The organism is Streptomyces glaucescens (assembly GCF_000761215.1).
Classification (GTDB): domain Bacteria; phylum Actinomycetota; class Actinomycetes; order Streptomycetales; family Streptomycetaceae; genus Streptomyces; species Streptomyces glaucescens_B.
On the sequence record NZ_CP009438.1, the window covers coordinates 842198 to 858440 of the forward strand.

Sequence of the window (16243 nt, forward strand, 5' to 3'; positions counted from 1 at the left end):
GGCCTCGTTTCGGCACATCTCCCCCCCGGACTCATCCGCTCCCCCACGCTCCTCCCCGAACGTGGACGCCGCACCGCTCCATGGGGCTCGCGCCCGCCGGCCGCGTCAGTGGGCCGCGCCGGGCGTGCGGGGTCGCAGCCGGTCCCTGATCACCCGTACGGCCGACTCCGCGTCGTCCACGGTGACGGTGAAGGTGTGGCCGTCCCACAGCCGCAGGATCACGCCCTCGCCGCGCCGGACGACCACGGCGGTGCCCTTCTCGGGACGCCAGCGGTAGCCCCAGCCGCCCCAGTGGCGCGGGGTGACGTGCGGCGCGAAGTCGGCGCCGATCACCTGGGAGAGGGGGATGCGGCGGCGCGGCACGCCGATGTGGCCGCAGCGGATCTCCAGGCACTCCTGGTCCACCCGCAGCGCGACGTGCACGAAGGCCAGAGTGCCGAAGAGGACCAGCAGCCCGGCGGCGATGCACCCCACCACGGCCATCACCAGCGGCGCGATGCCGTTCGTCCACGGGGAGTCGACGGCCAGCTCGATGCCGAGCGCCAGGCAGGCGGCGCCGAGGAGCGCCAGCAGCCACTGGACCCGGTTGGTGGCCCGGCCGGTCCATACATCGGGGTGCGGGGAGCGCGCGTCGCGGGGGTGGTCCCTCATGGTTCGAGACTACTCAGCTTTCGTCGCGCGAAGAGTCCGTCGCACAGCGTGACTGCTCCGCCCGGCCGCACCCGTCCGGGAGGGCGCGCGCCACCGCCGGCCCCACGGCGCCCGGACCGGGTCACCGCTCCGTACGGCATCCGGGTGGCCGCCGCGGCGCCCGTGGCCCGGCCTCGCGGGGACGGCGTGCGGGTGGGCGCCACGGCACGCGCGGCGCGGCCTCGCAGGCGCGCGCGGGCCGGTCCACGGGCCCCCGCCGCACCAAGCCTGCACGGCCGGGGATAGGCAGACGCCCCACCCCTCGGCGGAGGACCGGACGGGCGCGGACGTCAGGTGGCCGCCGCGGCGCAAGACCCCGCCTCGCCGGGACGGCATCAGGGTGGCTGCCACGGCACGCGCGCGGCACGGCCTCGCAGGTACCCGGCGGCGTCGCGAGGAGCCCGCCGGTCAGCGGGCGTCCGCCGCCGGGGCCGGCACGGCCGGGGCGAGCAGGCGCCCCTCGGCGTAGGACAGCGCGGGGGCGGGCAGGGGGCCCGGGCGTCCGCTCAGCAGGACCGTCACCCCGCCGCGGGCGGCCGCGTCCGGGTCCGGGCGGGCGCCGATCCGGCGCAGCGCCTGCGCGGCGACGGCGCCGGCCGAGCCGTGCAGGGCCAGCGGCGGGCGGCCGGGACGCCGCACGGCGGCGCGGATGCGCTCGGCGACGAGTTCGTAGTGCGTGCAGCCCAGGACGACGGTGGTGACATCCGCGGGCGTCAGCTCGGCCGCCGCCGCGACGGCGGCGTCGATCGCCGCCTCGTCCGCGTGCTCCACGGCCTCGGCGAGTCCCCAGCAGGGCACCTCGGTGACCGGCACCCCGGCCGCGTGGTCCTGGATGAGCCCGCGCTGGTAGGCGCTGCCGGTGGTGGCGGGGGTGGCCCAGATCGCGACCGGGCCGCCGCCGGCCGCGGCGGGCTTGATGGCCGGGACCGTGCCGATCACCGGGACGCCGGGCTCCAGACGGGCGCGCAGCGTGGGCAGGGCGTGCACGGTGGCGGTGTTGCAGCCGACGATCAGGGCGTCGGGCCGGTGTGCGGCCGCGGCGTCGGCGACGGCCACGGCGCGCTCCGTGAGGTCCTCCGGTGTGCGCGGCCCCCAGGGCATGCCGTCGGGGTCGAGCGAGAGCACCAGATCGGCGTCGGGGCGGAGGCGCCGTACCGCGGCGGTCGCCGCCAGCAGCCCGATTCCTGAGTCCATGAGCGCGATCTTCACCCGGCTACGATAGTCGATGTGCCCGTGCCGCCCGCTCCGGTGGGGGACACTGCGCGGGTGACCGCCCTCGCTTGCATGGCCGCCGGTTCCCTGGCCGCCTGGCTGTGGCTGCTGCTCGGCCAGGGCTTCTTCTGGCGTACGGACGTCCGGCTGCCGCCCCGCCGGGATCCGGACGACTGGCCTTCGGTGTGTGTGGTGGTGCCGGCCCGGGACGAGGCGGCGGTGCTGCCGGTGAGCCTGCCCACGCTGCTCGGGCAGGACTATCCGGGGCGGGCCGAGGTGTTCCTGGTCGACGACGGCAGCACCGACGGCACCGGGGAGGTGGCGCGGGAACTGGCGCGACGGCGGGGCGGGCTGCCGCTGACCGTGGTCTCGCCGGGCGAGCCGCCCGCGGGCTGGACCGGCAAGCTCTGGGCGGTGCGGCACGGCATCGGGGAGGCACGCGCGCGTGCCCCCGAGTACCTGCTGCTGACGGACGCCGACATCGCGCACGCCCCGGACAGTCTGCGCACGCTGGTGGCCGCCGCGCGCACCGGCGGGTTCGACGTGGTGTCGCAGATGGCCCGGCTGCGGGTGGAGAGCCTCTGGGAGCGGCTGGTCGTGCCGGCCTTCGTCTACTTCTTCGCGCAGCTGTACCCGTTCCGGTGGATCGGCCGCCGGGGGGCGCGGACGGCCGCCGCGGCGGGCGGCTGCGTCCTGCTGCGCGCCGAGGCCGCGCGGCGGGCGCGGATTCCGGACGCGATCCGGCACGCCGTCATCGACGACGTGGCCCTCGCGCGGGCCGTGCGCGACAGCGGCGGCCGGCTGTGGCTGGGGCTGGCCGACCGGGTGGACAGTGTGCGCCCGTACCCGCGGCTGCGCGATCTGTGGCGGATGGTCTCGCGCAGCGCCTACGCCCAGCTGCGGCACAGCCCGCTCCTGCTGCTCGGCACGGTCGCCGGGCTGGCCTTGGTCTATCTGGTGCCGCCCGTGGCGCTGGCCGCCGGGGTCCTCGGCGGCGCCACGGCGGCCGGGGCGCTCGGGGCCGGGGCGTGGCTGGTGATGGCGGGGACGTACCTGCCGATGCTCCGCTACTACCGGCAGCCCCCGTGGCTCGCTCCGCTGCTGCCGGTCACCGCGTTCCTCTACCTCCTCATGACGGTGGATTCCGCGGTGCGGCACCACCGGGGGCGCGGTGCGGCCTGGAAGGGCCGCACCTACGCGCGCCCCGGCGCGGTGCCCGACGAGAGCTGACGGCTGCCGCCCCTCACTTGCGGCCGGGTGTCCAGTTCATGCCCCAGCCGTACGCCTGGTCGACGGTGCGCTGCGGGCTGACCCCGTGCGCGGGGATCAGGTAGCGGGCCTCGCGCTGGACGATCAGGTCGCCGCCGGTGTTGGTGATCAGCGCGAGCGCGCACACCGGGGAGGGGACGGTGCACTCGTCCAGGGAGAAGTCGACGGCGGCGCCGTGCTGCGGCTGGAGGGTGACGGTGGCGTTCAGGTCGGCGAAGGAGCGGGCGCCCTCGTAGATGGTGACGAAGACGAGGATGCGCCGGAAGGCGTCCTTGAAGTCGAGGTTGACGGTCAGGTTCTCCCCGGTGGCCACGGAACCGGTGCGGTCGTCGCCGTCGAGGTGGATGTACGGCGGCCGGTGCAGCGCCCCGAAGGCGTTGCCGAGGGCCTGGACGACGCCCTTGCTGCCGTCGGCGAGCTCGTACAGCGCGCACAGGTCGAGGTCGAGGTCGGAGTGCAGGGCGACGGCCCGGCCGAACTTGGCGCCCCATCCGGAGAACTGCTTGCGCACCTGCCAGTTGAGGTTCACCCGCAGCGCGCCCGAGGTGCCGCCCTGTTTGGTGAGGGAGACGGCGGGGGCGGCCTTGGTGAGCGTGACCTTGGTGAGCCGGACGGGCGCGGCGGACGGCACGGCGGGCGGTGCGGGGGCCCGGGCCGGGGCGGGCGGGGGCGGCGGCGGGGTGTCCGGCGCCGTCACCGGCGGGGCCGCCGGGATGCCGGGGGCCGAGGGGGGCGGCGGGGCCGCGTGCTGGGGCTCGTCGACGGTGATGCCGAAGTCGGTGGCCAGCCCTTGCAGTCCGCTGCTGTAGCCCTGGCCGACCGCGCGGAACTTCCAGGCACCCTGGCGGCGGTAGAACTCGCCGAGCACGAACGCGGTCTCCACCGTCGCGTCCGCGCTGTCGAAGCGGGCCACCGGACCACCCTGTGCGGCGTCCTTGACCTCGATGGACAGCTCCGGCACCTGGCCGAAGGTGCCGCCGTCGGCGGAGGCGGCGAGGACCACGGTGTCCACCGCGGGTTCCACGCGCGTGAGGTCGACGTGGAGCGTGTCGGTCACCCGGCCGTCCGCCGCCCGCTTGCCCTCGTGGCGGACCGCGCCGGAGGAGTGGGCGGGCTGGTTGTAGAAGACCAGGTCGCCGTCGGAGCGCACCTTCCCGCCGGCCAGCAGCAGGGCCGAGGCGTCGGCGTCGGGGACGCCCGGTCCGCCGCGCCAGCCCACCTCGACGCGCAGGGCCGTCGTCGGCACCGCGGTATTCGATCCCTTAGGCATGGACATGTCCGCCCCCATCGCGCGTCTCCCGGGTCCTGTGCCCGTCCAACCTATTGCCCCGCCGGGCGGAGTCCCACCGGACGTCCGGGTCGCCCCGGTGAGCCCTTTCGGCGTGGTGGGAAGATCCGAGGGCAACCGGCGGTAACCCGCCCGGAGCTGAGCGTTTACACGATCCGCACGCCGCCCGGTGCCCCTTTTCCCCATGTTCGCTCGCATTGGGGATCCCGCGTCACCGCAGGCATGGAAAACAACCCCATTATCGGTCTCCCCAACCAGCACATCGTGGGCTTAACTTATGTGCCATGACCTCCCCCCGCTCCACTTATGGTGGCGGCTACTACTCCGCCTCCTTCCCGGACACCCCGATCTACGACTCCCTCGTGGCCGAGCGGGGCACCCCGCAGATCGCCCCGATCCGGGTCCCCGCCGCCTACGACACGCCGGTCAGTTCGCTGCCCGCGCTGCCGTCGGCGCTCCCCGCCCTCCCGGCGGCCCCGTCCCAGCCCGCGTACGGCTACCCGCACCAGCAGCAGCCCGCGCCGCTGCAGCAGGCGGCCATGCACCAGGCACCGACGGCCTACATCCCGCAGCAGGCCTCCGCCCCGCGCGGCTACCCGGGCCCGCAGGCCGCTCCCCAGCAGCCCCGGCCGGCCGCCGCGCCCGGCATGGGCTACGAGGCGATGCGCCCGGCGGCGCCGCGTCCCGCGCCCGCGCCGTACCAGGACCCGTACAACAACCAGCAGTACCGCGGCTACTGACCGCCTTCCCGGGCCGTCGGCGCCACCTGGCACGATGACCCCATGGGGAACGCGGAGCTGCAATCGATACACGTCCATCCGGTCAAGGCGTTCCGGGGCCTGTCGCTCCCGGAAGCCGTGGTGGAGCCCTGGGGGCTGGCCGGAGACCGACGCTGGGCGCTGATCGACGACGGGGGAAAGGTCGTCACGCAACGCCAGCAACCGCGCCTCGCGCAGGCCGCCGCCGAGCTCTCGCCCGGCGGCGGCCTTCGGCTGTCCGCACCCGGCCAGGACCCGCTGACGGTGTCCGTGCCCGAGCCCGCGGGCACGGTGCGGGTGGAGATTTTCCGCGACACGGTGGAGGGCGTCCCGGCCGACGACGCCGCGCACGCCTGGTGCAGCGCCTACCTGGGCATCGACGTCCGCCTGGTGCACATGGACGACCCCGCCACCCGCCGCCCCGTCGACCCGGAGTACGCGCGGCCCGGTGAGACCGTCAGCTTCGCCGACGGCTATCCGCTGCTGCTCACCTCGGCCGCTTCCCTCGACGCGCTCAACTCGCTGATGGCCGAGGGGGAACACGCCGAGGAGGGCCCGCTGCCGATGAACCGCTTTCGGCCGAACCTGGTCGTGGCCGGCACCGCGCCCTGGGCGGAGGACGACTGGACGCGGCTCGCCGTGGGCGGCGTCGAGTTCCGCGTGGCCAAGCCCTGCGGGCGGTGCGTCGTGACGACGACCGACCAGACGACCGCCGCGCGCGGCCGGGAACCGCTGCTCACCCTGGGCCGGCACCGCCGGATCGGCGGCAAGCTGGTCTTCGGCCAGAACCTGGTGCCGCTCACCGCCGGCACGGTCCGGGTCGGCGACCCGGTGCGCATCCTCGGCTGACGGACGCCTCGCTGCCGCGGCGAGTCCCGCGACGGGCCGCGGCCGGCGGGATCCCCCGGCGCGGGTACCGCGCCGACGGGTTCCCCGGCGCGCGGGGCGGGCGCCGGCGGCACGAACCCTCCCGGCGACACGTTCCCGCCAACCCCCCGCCGGTTCCTGCCGGCGCGCGGCGCGGGGGAACCCCGTTGAACGGCCCGCACGTTGGGATCCGTAAGGAGTTCCCGAGGACCGGCCGCCGCGCCGCGTGCGCGCTCCGCGCCGGTCCCGCGAGGACGGCTCCGGCAGGGTCGTCGCGGAGCGAGCGGAAGGGGGTGTCAGGTGCGGGCCCTGAGCGGTCTCTGGCGGTGGCGGCACAACCCGCTGTGCCGGCCCACCGATCTGGCCGAGGCGCGGCTGGCGCTGACGGCGCTGCTGCTGATGGTCCTCGTCGCGCCCCTGCTCGGTTTCCTCGTCGGCTCCGCCGCCCAGCAGGACCTGCACCGCGCGGCCCGCGAACAGCGCCTGACGCGCCATCAGGTGACGGCTACCGTGCTCCGCGGACTGGAGCGCGACCCGCCCGTGGCCGATCCGGGCACCCTCGCCCGCGACACCCGCAGCAGGGTGCTCGCCCGCTGGACCGCTCCGGACGGCAGCGCGCGCCAGGGCACCGTCCTGGCCCGGCTGAGGTCGGCGCGGCCCGGCGACCGGTTCGCGGTGTGGACCGACCCGTACGGCCGGCTGGTGAGCCGCCCCATGGACTCCGCCACCGCCACCACGCACGCCGTGCTCGCCGGACTCGGTGCGGCCCTGCTCGCCGCGGGCCTGACGGAGGCCGGCAGACGGCTGGTCCTGTGGCACATGGTCCGCCTCCGTCACGCCCGTCTGGACCGTGCCTGGGAACGGGCCGGACCGGACTGGGGCCGGACCGGCGCCGGCGGCTGAGCGCGTTGCGGCTCCGGTCAACCCGCGGTCCGCGCGCACGCTACGGTGGACCGGCCGGCTCCTCGGCAACGACCCGCGTACGACAAGGTGGGGGCACGACAACACCATGGCACAGGGCACCGTCCAGGTGACGCACACCGGCACGTCGCGGTGGCGGCGCCGCACGGGTGAGTACGCATCGCTCGCCGCCGCCCTGGAGGCCGCGGCCGACGGCGACGTGCTCACCGTCGCCCCCGGCACCTACCGGGAGAACCTCGTCGTCCGCCGCGCGGTGACGCTGCGCGGCCCCGAGGGCTCCCCCGGCTCGGTGCGCATCGCGCCCGTCGACGGGGTCCCGCTGACGGTGCGGGCCGGCGCGGTGGTGCGGGACCTGCACGTCGAGGGGCAGGACGCGGCGGCGCCCGCGCTGCTGGTGGAGGAGGGCGCCCCGGAGCTGGTCGACGTACGGGTGGTCACCCGGTCCGCGGCCGGCATCGAGGTGCGCGGCGGCGCCCGGCCCAGCGTGCGGCGCTGCACCGTCGACAACCCCGCGGGCATCGGCATCGCCGTGGTGGACGGCGGGGGCGGGGTGTTCGAGGAGTGCGAGGTGGTCGCGGCCGGGCAGGCGGGCGTCGCGGTGCGCGGCGGCGGTCATCCGCGTCTGGAGCGCTGCCGGGTGCATCACGCGGCCGGCTCGGGGCTGACCGTCACCGGTGACAACTCCGCCCTGGAGGCGGTGGGTTGTGAGGTCTACGAGGTGCGTGGCAGCGGGGTGCAGGTCACCGGCCGCGCGAGCGCGAACCTCACGGACTGCGATGTGCACCGGACCACCGCGGACGGGGTGACCCTGGACACGGACGCCGTGCTCACCCTGGCCGACTGCCGGATCCACGACATCCCCGAGAACGCGGTCGACCTGCGCTCCCGCTCGGTGCTGACGCTGACCCGCACCAGCGTGCGGCAGTTCGGGCGCAACGGCCTGTCGGTGTGGGACCCGGGCACCCGCGTGGACGCCAACCAGTGCGAGATCTTCGACAGCACCGGCGACTACCCGGCGGTGTGGGTCAGTGACGGCGCGACGGCCGTGCTGGACTCCTGCCGGGTGCACGACGTGCCGGACGCGCTGTTCGTCCTCGACCGGGGCTCCCGCGCGGACGTCGTGGACAGCGATCTGTCCCAGGTGCGCAACACGGCCGTGTCGGTGAGCGACGGCGCGACCGCGCAGCTCGACGACTGCCGGATCCGGGACGCCGCGACCGGTGCCTGGTTCCGGGACCACGGCAGCGGCGGCACCCTGAACAACTGCACGCTGGACGGCACCCAGACGGGTGTGATCGTCACCAAGGGCGCCGATCCGGTGATCGAGCGGTGTGCGGTCGACTCCCCCGCGGAGGCGGGCTTCTACGTCTCGGCGGGCGGCCGGGGCAGCTTCCTGGACTGCCGGGTGACGGGCAGCGGCGGCTACGGCTTCCATGTGATCGACGGCTGCCGTACGACCCTCAGGAAATGCCGTACGGAGCGGTGCGCGCGCGGCGGTTACGAGTTCGCGGACGGCGGCCCGGACGCGGGCGCGGGACCGGTCGTGGAGGACTGCACCAGCGACGAGAGCGCGGGGCTCGGATCGCCGGTGTTCCGGGAGACCGCCGTGGAGACGGCGACCCGGTCGCCGGGGCCGCGGGCCGCGGTCCCCGGGCAGCGGCCCGCCGAGCCGGAGCCCGTCCCGGCCGGGCCGCCGGCCCGGACCGCCAAGGCCGTGCTCGGTGAACTCGACGCGCTGGTCGGGCTGGAGAGCGTCAAGCGTGAGGTGCGGGCGCTGACCGACATGATCGAGGTGGGCCGGCGCCGGCAGCGGGCCGGCCTGAAGGCCGCCTCCGTCAAGCGGCACCTGGTCTTCACCGGTTCCCCGGGCACCGGCAAGACCACGGTCGCCCGGCTGTACGGCGAGATTCTCGCCGCGCTGGGCGTGCTGGAGAAGGGCCACCTGGTCGAGGTGTCCCGCGTCGACCTGGTCGGGGAGCACATCGGCTCGACCGCGATCCGCACCCAGGAGGCCTTCGAGCGGGCCCGCGGCGGGGTGCTGTTCATCGACGAGGCGTACGCGCTGTCCCCGCAGGACGCGGGCCGTGACTTCGGCAAGGAGGCCATCGACACGCTGGTGAAGCTGATGGAGGACCACCGCGACGCGGTCGTGGTGATCGTCGCCGGCTACACGGCGGAGATGGAGCGCTTCCTTTCGGTCAACCCCGGTGTCGCCTCCCGGTTCTCCCGCACCATCACGTTCAGCGACTACGGCCCCGAGGAGCTGCTGCGGATCGTGGAGCAGCAGGCCGAGGAGCACGAGTACCGGCTGGCACCGGGCGCCGCGGAGGCCGTGCTGAAGTACTTCGCGGAGCTCCCGAAGGGTCCCGCGTTCGGCAACGGCCGGACGGCGCGGCAGACCTTCGAGGCGATGGTCGAGCGGCACGCGGGCCGGGTCGCGCAGCTCGACGAGCCGAGCACGGACGAACTGACCCTGCTGTACGCGCAGGACCTGCCCGAGCTGCCCTGAGCGGGGCGGCTCAGGGCCCGGCCTGGGGCCGCTGGACGGGCAGTTCGGGCCGCAGCCGGGTCAGCAGCCGCTCGCGTTCCTCGGCGAAGGCCGGGTCCTCCTGGTAGTCGGAGTGGCCGAGTACGGGTGCGGGCAGCGGATGGTCGTCGGTGCGGCCGTGCGCGAGCGGGTCCTTCAGCGGGGCGCGGTCGACCTCGGGCCCGCCGTCCGCGGGCACCCGGACCGGGCCGCCGATCGGGTCGGTGAGCCGGTACAGGTTGCGCCAGCAGTCGACCTCGTGGTGCAGGGCGCGCAGGGCGGCGGGGCCGAAGTGGGCCGGGAACCAGCGGCCGTACAGCCGCTCCAGCGGGGAGCCGTAGGTCAGCAGGGCGACCCGTCTGCGGGTGGCCGGGGACAGCTGCCAGGCCGTGGCGGCGGCGAGCACGCTGCCCTGGGAGTGGCCGGAGAGCACCAGCCGCCCGCCGGTGCTGCGGGTCCAGGTGTCGATGCGCCAGGTCAGGTCGGGAACGGCCCGCTCGGCGTAGCAGGGCGGGGCGAAGGGGTGGGCGGCGCGCGGCCAGAAGGTGCCGACGTCCCAGAGGATGCCGATGGTGCGCCGCGCGGAGGCGTCCTTGTAGGCGCGCCGTCCCCAGGTGACGAACAGGATGAAGCCGAGGCCGATGAGCCAGGAGCCCAGAGCCTGCGCGGTCTCGGCGGCGCCCTGGACGAAGCCCTGGGCGTCGCGGGCGGCGCGGCTCGGGGTCTGTCCGGTGGCCAGGGCGCCCACCAGGGCCGCGGCGCCGAGGAGCAGGGTGGAGACGGAGACGACGGCGACCAGGAGGGGGGCGCGGTCGGTGAGCGTGGCCAGCGCGCGGACGCGGGCGATGCGGCGGGTGCGGTCCGGTTCCAGGTGCTCGCCGGGGTAGTCGCGGGCCACGGCCGCGCGTTCGGCGCGGGCCAGCCGCAGCGCGTGCCGGGCGAGGACGCCGCACAGCACCAGCACGACGACGAGCACCAGCGGGATCACGGACGCCTGCCAGGTCAGCAGCACCGGGGGGCCGGGGACGGCGGCGTGGGTGCCGTCCAGCCAGTCGGCGACCCGCTGGGACACCCCGCCGGACATCACTCCGCCGAGGGCGCACGCCAGCATGGCGACGGCGGGTCCGCCGAGGCCGCGCAGGGCGGCGCGGCCGTCGGGCCGGCTGCGGTGCAGCAGGTGGGTGACCACGGCGAGGGCGAGCACCAGCAGTCCCTGGACGAGGGTGATGCCGCCGAAGGCGACGTCGCCGGGCAGCCGGCCGGAGGACGTCCAGCCGGGGCGCTCCCAGCCGGCGTAGACCAGGGCGAGGGCGAGCAGGAGCAGCGCGGCGAGCGGCAGGCGCCGGACGAGGGGCGCGTCGGTGTCCTCGTCGAGCCGCCGTTCGCTGCGGCCCCGGCTGCAGACCACCGCCACCGCGAAGGCCGCGGTGGTCAGCAGGGCCGCCGCGAGCAGCACGCCCGCCGTGTCGAGCGCGGCCGGCCCGCCGGGGGCGCGGTCGTGCCGGACGGCGGGTCCGACGGTGGCGGCGGCCACCGTGAGCAGGCCGGCGGCGGTGTGCGCGGCGCGGAGCCGGGCGACCAGGCGCCGCCCGTACCAGAAGCCGGGCCGGGCCAGCGCGGTCGGGGCGCCGGCCTCGTCGGGCTGGGAGGGGCGGGTGAGGGGCAGCTGGGACTCGTAGGCGTTCCAGGTGCGCAGGGAGAGGTACCAGAGGAGGCCGACGAGGGCGGCGGGCAGGAAGGCGGCGAGGGCGAGCCGGCGGCCGGGGCGGCTCCACCAGCCGCCGTCGGAGACCGTGGGCGAGAGGAAGCCGAGCCAGGAGTGCCGTTCGGCGCAGGCGGAGGTGCCCGCGCACTGCCAGGCGGCGAGGTCGAGGGCGACCTCGCAGGCGGCGGCGACCAGGAGCACCGTCAGGGTGAGTCCGGCGAGCCGTACGAGCAGTCCGTGGAGGCGGATGGTGCGGGGACGGCCGTGGGCGGCGGGGCGCATCCAGTGGGCGAGGTTGACCACCATGAACGGCAGTAACAGCAGCCACAGGGCGCGGGCGCCGTTGCCTGAGGTCAGGTTGCACCAGACGTACGCCTCCGGCACCGGGCGGCCGTCGGTACCGGTGTGCTGCGCGGCGGCCTCGACGTCCGCGGTGCGGCGGAAGACGGCTGCCGTGTCGTCGCCCGCGACCCGCGTGGTGCGGGGGTCGTCCAGCATGCGGTCCGGTGTGGTGCCGCCGACGCCGTGGACCAGGAGTTCCAGGGCGGCTTCGGGCCGCTGGGCGGCGGCCGTTTCGTTCAGGGCACGTTCCTGCGCGTGTTCCACTGTGCACTTCCCCCGTGACGCGCCGTCGGGCATCTGTCGTCGTGCGGGCAACCAGGATGTCCGCTGGACGGGCGGCGTACACCCATCGTCACGGAATCTCCCCGATCGGGGTGCCGGATGAGCGGCAGATGAGACACCTGTGACATGTGCGCGTCCGGCAGGCGATGGCGCGGCCCGCATCGGCCCGTGCGAGGATGGGACGCCCACGCACCGGGGCCGCGGGAGAAGTCCTCGTCGGAGGGGGTGCGAGGGCGTGTCGGAGGCTTGAGGTGAAAGGACCGGAGCGTACGTGAGCGAGAATCAGAACCTCCTCGCGGAGCAGCGGCGCGCCCTGATCCTGGACGAGGTGCGCCGCCGTGGTGGCGTCCGGGTCAACGAGCTGACCCGCAAGCTCGGTGTGTCGGACATGACGATCCGGCGCGATCTCGACGCCCTGGCCCGTCAGGGTGTGCTGGAGAAGGTGCACGGCGGCGCGGTGCCGGTGGCGGAGGCGAGTACGCACGAGCCCGGGTTCGAGGCCAAGTCGGGTCTGGAGCTGTCCGCGAAGGAGGACATCGCGCGGGCCGCGGCCGAGCTGGTCGCGCCGGGTGCCGCGATCGCGCTGTCCGGTGGTACGACGACGTACGCGCTGGCGCACCGGCTGCTGGACGTGCCCGACCTCACGGTCGTCACCAACTCGGTGCGGGTGGCCGATGTCTTCCACGCGGCGCAGCGCACCTCGGGGCAGCGCTCCGGCGCGGCCACGGTGGTGCTGACCGGCGGGGTGCGCACCCCGTCCGACTCGCTGGTGGGGCCGGTGGCCGACCAGGCGATCGCGACGCTCCACTTCGATGTGCTGTTCCTCGGTGTGCACGGGATATCGGCGGAGGCCGGTCTGTCGACGCCGAACCTGGCGGAGGCCGAGACCAACCGGCGCCTGGTGCAGTCGGCACGCCGGGTGGTGGTGGTCGCCGACCACACCAAGTGGGGCACGGTGGGACTGAGTTCGTTCGCGACGCTGCAACAGGTCGACACCCTGGTGACGGACGCCGGGCTGCCCGCGCAGGCCCGTGCGGAGATCTCCGAGCACCTGCGGCTGGTGGTGGCCGGCGAGTCCGACGAGGACGCGGACGACTGACCCGGCGCCGGCCGGGGTGACGCTGCCGCCGGGCCCGGGGAGGCCGGCATCCGGCCGGCCCGCGGGGTGCGCCCCGGTGGGACCGGTACCGTCACCGGCGCGCCCGGTACGACCGCCGCCCCGCACGAAAGGCGCCGGGACTCCTCCGGGCCGGCCTCCGTGACGGTGGTGGCCGTGTCCGGGCCGCAGACCTTCTCCTCGCGGGCCTCGGCCGCCGGGGCTGCCGGGGCTCCGGCCGGGGCGGAGGGAGCCTCCGCGGCCTGCACCGGCGGTCGGCGGTCGGCGGTCGGCGGTCGGCGGTCGGCGGTCGGCGGTCGGCGGTCGGCGGTCGGCGGTCGGCGGTCGGCGGTCGGCGGTCGGCGGTCGGCGGTCGGCGGTCGGCGGCGGGATCCTGCCGCGCCGGACGTCCGCGCGCCGCCGCCCGTCTTCCGCACCCGCGCCGGACACGGGTGTGACCTGCCGGTCCGCGAAGTGCCCGGCCGCGGTGCCCGCCTGGCCGGCCGGGGAACGGCCCCGGGCCTCCGTGGGCGGAACCCCGGTGCCCGCCTGGCCGGCCAGGGAACGGCCCCCGGCCCCCGGCCCCCGTGGGCGAACCCCGTGTGCGGGGTTCGCCGGCGGCCCGGCCGGTGATCCGGTGCCCGGCCGCCCGTCGCCCGTCGCCCGCGGGCAGTCCGCGCGGGCCGAGCCGCCTCAGCCGGGCCAGACGCCCGTCGCCAGCAGGGACTCGATCGTCGCGGAGTACGGGGCGATGTCCAGGCCCTGCGCGGCGAGCCAGGCGTCGGAGTAGTACTTGTCGAGGTAGCGGTCGCCCGGGTCGCACAGGAGGGTGACGACGCTGCCGGTGCGGCCGGCGGCGACCATCTCGGCGGCGATCTTCAGCGCGCTCCACAGCCCGGTGCCCGTCGAGCCACCCGCCTTGCGGCCGATGGCCTGCTCCAGGGCGCGGACGGCCGCGACGCTGGCCGCGTCGGGGACCTTCATCATCCGGTCGACGGCGCCCGGCACGAAGCTCGGTTCCATCCGGGGCCGGCCGATGCCCTCGATCCGGGAGCCGCAGTCGCAGGTCACGTCCGGGTCGCCGGTGGTCCAGCCCTCGAAGAAGCAGGAGTTCTCCGGGTCGGCGACGCAGATGCGGGTGTCGTACTGCATGTAGTGGACGTAGCGGGCGAGGGTGGCGGAGGTGCCTCCGGTGCCCGCCGTGGCGACGATCCACGCGGGCTCCGGGAAGCGTTCCAGGCGCAGCTGCCGGAAGATCGACTCGGCGATGTTGTTGTTGCCGCGCCAGTCCGTGGCCCGCTCCGCGTAGGTGAACTGGTCCATGTAGTGGCCGCCGGTCTCGGCCGCCAGGCGGGCGGACTCCTCGTACATGGTGCGCGGGTCGTCCACGAAGTGGCACCGGCCGCCGTGGAACTCGATCAGGCGGATCTTCTCGGCGCTCGTCGTGCGCGGCATGACCGCGATGAAGGGCACGCCGATCAGCTTGGCGAAGTACGCCTCGGAGACGGCCGTGGAGCCGCTGGAGGCCTCGATGACCGGGCGGCCGGGGCGGATCCAGCCGTTGCACAGTCCGTAGAGGAACAGTGAGCGGGCGAGGCGGTGCTTGAGGCTGCCGGTCGGGTGGGTGGACTCGTCCTTCAGGTACAGGTCGATGCCCCAGCGCTCGGGCAGCGGGAACCGCAGCAGGTGCGTGTCGGCCGAGCGGTTGGCGTCGGCCTGCACCCTGCGGACGGCCTCTTTGAGCCAGCCGCGGTAGGCGGCGTCGCTCCGGTCGACGTCGAGGGTGCCGGCGGTGGCACGGGCGGGCGGGTGGTGGGGGGTGGTGCGGGTGCTCACGGCGGTGCTCCTTAGGCTGCGCGCCGACGGCGCGTCGCGCGGCCGACACACCGATCATAGACAGCTTCGGCACGCTTCTCACCTGCATAAACGCCCCTTTGGAGGGCTCAAAGGACGACTGCGGGAACAGGGGTGCGAAGGGGCGCGGGCGGACGTGCGGCGGGGGCGCATTCGGGTGAGTGCTCCGGGTGGCCGGTGCGCCCGGCACATGCGCACTGGTGCTCGATCCGCGGGCGGGGCAGACTGCACCGGGGGCGGGGTGGCCCGCCCGGTCGGGCCCACGCGCGAGCATGCGACAAGGGGGCGTAAGGGGCATGGCGGAGCCTGAGTTCACGGCCAGGGACGTGCGGATCGGGAAGGGGCTGCGCTCGCTGTCGCGGGCCGGTGAGGTGCGGATCAGGGGCGGCCGGCTGGAGTTGCTGACCAGCTACGGCAGTGAGATCGACAGCGCGCCGGTGCGGTCGGTGCGGGCGTCGAGGCCGTGGTTCGGGCCGGGGGACCGGGCGCTCGCCGATCTCAACGGCACCCGGTACCAGCTGACCCTGAGCGAGCGCGATCCCGCTCCGGGGGAGCCGGGGCCGCCCGCGGCGCACCGGTTCATCGAGGCGGTGCGCAGGGCGGCGGGGCACGGCGACTGAGATGGCGGCGACGACCGCGAGTTGCGCCGCCGCACCCCCTGAGCCACGCTGGTCTCACGTCACTCTGGGTTTACCGGCGATAACGCTGCGAACCAGCCCGCCGGCCACGACAGCAGGCGGCCGTTGCACGCAGGCACTCTGCTGGATCCGAACTCCGTGTTCTTCCGGACCTCACGTCGGGGAGTCGCAGCCGTGATCAAGTACCCAAGCAGGCACTGCACGGTGGAGCTCCAAGCCCTGCCGTCGCGGATCGGCCAGGTCCGCAGAATCGTTTCAGCGCAGTTGCGCTACTGGCATCTCGACGCCTTGATAGACCGGGCGGCGCTCGGCGTGACCGAGCTGCTCACCAACGTCCACCGCCACGCCCAGCCCGACAAGATGTGCACCGTGGAGATCGAGCTGCTGCTCGACCGCCTGAAGGTCTCGGTGCGCGACCACGATCCCCGGCTCCCCGTGGTCGAGGACGCCGAATCGCTGGCCACCTGCGGGCGCGGGCTCGCCATGGTGGCGGCCGTCAGCGAGAGCTGGGGGGCACGGCCCGACGGCGAGCACGGGAAGGTCGTCTGGTTCACGCTGCCCACGCCGTCCGCCGCGCGCAGGACACCGCCGCGCCCACCCCGCCGTACGGACACCGAGACGTCGTCGCGTCCACCGCGCCGCACGCCCACGGAGGCACCCGCGCGCCGTTTCGCGGAGATCGAACCCGTCGGCCGCGCCGAGCCCGCCGACGCGGGCCGGCCCGCCGCACCTGCTCCCGCCCGGTCCGCCGTTCCCGGCTGACCGGGCGGTGAGGTGGGCGCGGACCGCTCCCG

At 75.4% G+C, this 16243-nt stretch carries 13 protein-coding genes; 8 read left to right on the forward strand and 5 right to left on the reverse strand.

Annotated features, from left to right (window positions below):
- Nucleotides 1–105: 105 nt before the first annotated feature.
- On the reverse strand, nt 106–651 hold the full coding sequence (locus SGLAU_RS03620) for a hypothetical protein (RefSeq protein WP_043498310.1): 546 nt from the start codon (nt 649–651) through the stop codon (nt 106–108).
- 447 nt (nt 652–1098) lie between these two features.
- Complete coding sequence (locus SGLAU_RS03625; protein ID WP_052413596.1) at nt 1099–1899, reverse strand: glutamate racemase; 801 nt, start codon at nt 1897–1899, stop codon at nt 1099–1101.
- Nucleotides 1900–1974: 75 nt separating this feature from the next.
- Here SGLAU_RS03625 and SGLAU_RS03630 point away from each other — a divergent pair, with 75 nt between their 5' ends.
- Nucleotides 1975–3132 carry a glycosyltransferase gene (locus SGLAU_RS03630; RefSeq protein WP_099052759.1) on the forward strand — a complete coding sequence of 386 codons (1158 nt, stop codon included), beginning with the start codon at nt 1975–1977 and terminating at the stop codon, nt 3130–3132.
- 13 nt (nt 3133–3145) lie between these two features.
- Here SGLAU_RS03630 and SGLAU_RS03635 read toward each other — a convergent pair whose 3' ends face one another.
- Nucleotides 3146–4459, reverse strand: a complete 1314-nt coding sequence (locus SGLAU_RS03635) for a TerD family protein (protein WP_244315170.1) — start codon at nt 4457–4459, stop codon at nt 3146–3148.
- A 284-nt stretch (nt 4460–4743) separates the two neighbouring features.
- Here SGLAU_RS03635 and SGLAU_RS03640 point away from each other — a divergent pair, with 284 nt between their 5' ends.
- The 4 genes from SGLAU_RS03640 (at nt 4744) to SGLAU_RS03655 (ending at nt 9514) form a co-directional block, all read left to right on the forward strand.
- Nucleotides 4744–5199 carry a DUF6643 family protein gene (locus SGLAU_RS03640; RefSeq protein WP_043498314.1) on the forward strand — a complete coding sequence of 152 codons (456 nt, stop codon included), beginning with the start codon at nt 4744–4746 and terminating at the stop codon, nt 5197–5199.
- A 42-nt stretch (nt 5200–5241) separates the two neighbouring features.
- Complete coding sequence (locus SGLAU_RS03645; RefSeq protein WP_043498315.1) at nt 5242–6066, forward strand: MOSC domain-containing protein; 825 nt, start codon at nt 5242–5244, stop codon at nt 6064–6066.
- Between the two features lie 318 nt (nt 6067–6384).
- Nucleotides 6385–6987, forward strand: a complete 603-nt coding sequence (locus SGLAU_RS03650; RefSeq protein WP_043498316.1) for a hypothetical protein — start codon at nt 6385–6387, stop codon at nt 6985–6987.
- Nucleotides 6988–7093: 106 nt separating this feature from the next.
- Nucleotides 7094–9514: a right-handed parallel beta-helix repeat-containing protein gene (locus SGLAU_RS03655; RefSeq protein ID WP_043498318.1), complete on the forward strand. Its 2421-nt coding sequence runs from the start codon at nt 7094–7096 to the stop codon at nt 9512–9514.
- A gap of 10 nt (nt 9515–9524) precedes the next feature.
- Here SGLAU_RS03655 and SGLAU_RS03660 read toward each other — a convergent pair whose 3' ends face one another.
- Complete coding sequence (locus SGLAU_RS03660; protein WP_043498320.1) at nt 9525–11843, reverse strand: hypothetical protein; 2319 nt, start codon at nt 11841–11843, stop codon at nt 9525–9527.
- Between the two features lie 289 nt (nt 11844–12132).
- Between SGLAU_RS03660 and SGLAU_RS03665 the strand changes: the two genes are divergently transcribed.
- Nucleotides 12133–12960 carry a DeoR/GlpR family DNA-binding transcription regulator gene (locus SGLAU_RS03665; protein ID WP_043498322.1) on the forward strand — a complete coding sequence of 276 codons (828 nt, stop codon included), beginning with the start codon at nt 12133–12135 and terminating at the stop codon, nt 12958–12960.
- A 690-nt stretch (nt 12961–13650) separates the two neighbouring features.
- Here the strand turns inward: SGLAU_RS03665 and SGLAU_RS03670 are convergent.
- Entirely contained in the window at nt 13651–14793 is a 1143-nt protein-coding gene (locus SGLAU_RS03670) for a PLP-dependent cysteine synthase family protein (protein WP_043498324.1), read from the reverse strand.
- 314 nt (nt 14794–15107) lie between these two features.
- Here SGLAU_RS03670 and SGLAU_RS03675 point away from each other — a divergent pair, with 314 nt between their 5' ends.
- Both SGLAU_RS03675 and SGLAU_RS03680 read left to right on the forward strand, forming a co-directional pair.
- A complete protein-coding gene (locus SGLAU_RS03675; protein WP_043498325.1) occupies nt 15108–15431 on the forward strand; it encodes a hypothetical protein in 324 nt (107 codons plus the stop codon).
- A gap of 192 nt (nt 15432–15623) precedes the next feature.
- Nucleotides 15624–16211: an ATP-binding protein gene (locus SGLAU_RS03680; RefSeq protein WP_208868879.1), complete on the forward strand. Its 588-nt coding sequence runs from the start codon at nt 15624–15626 to the stop codon at nt 16209–16211.
- The last annotated feature ends 32 nt before the right edge of the window (nt 16212–16243 follow it).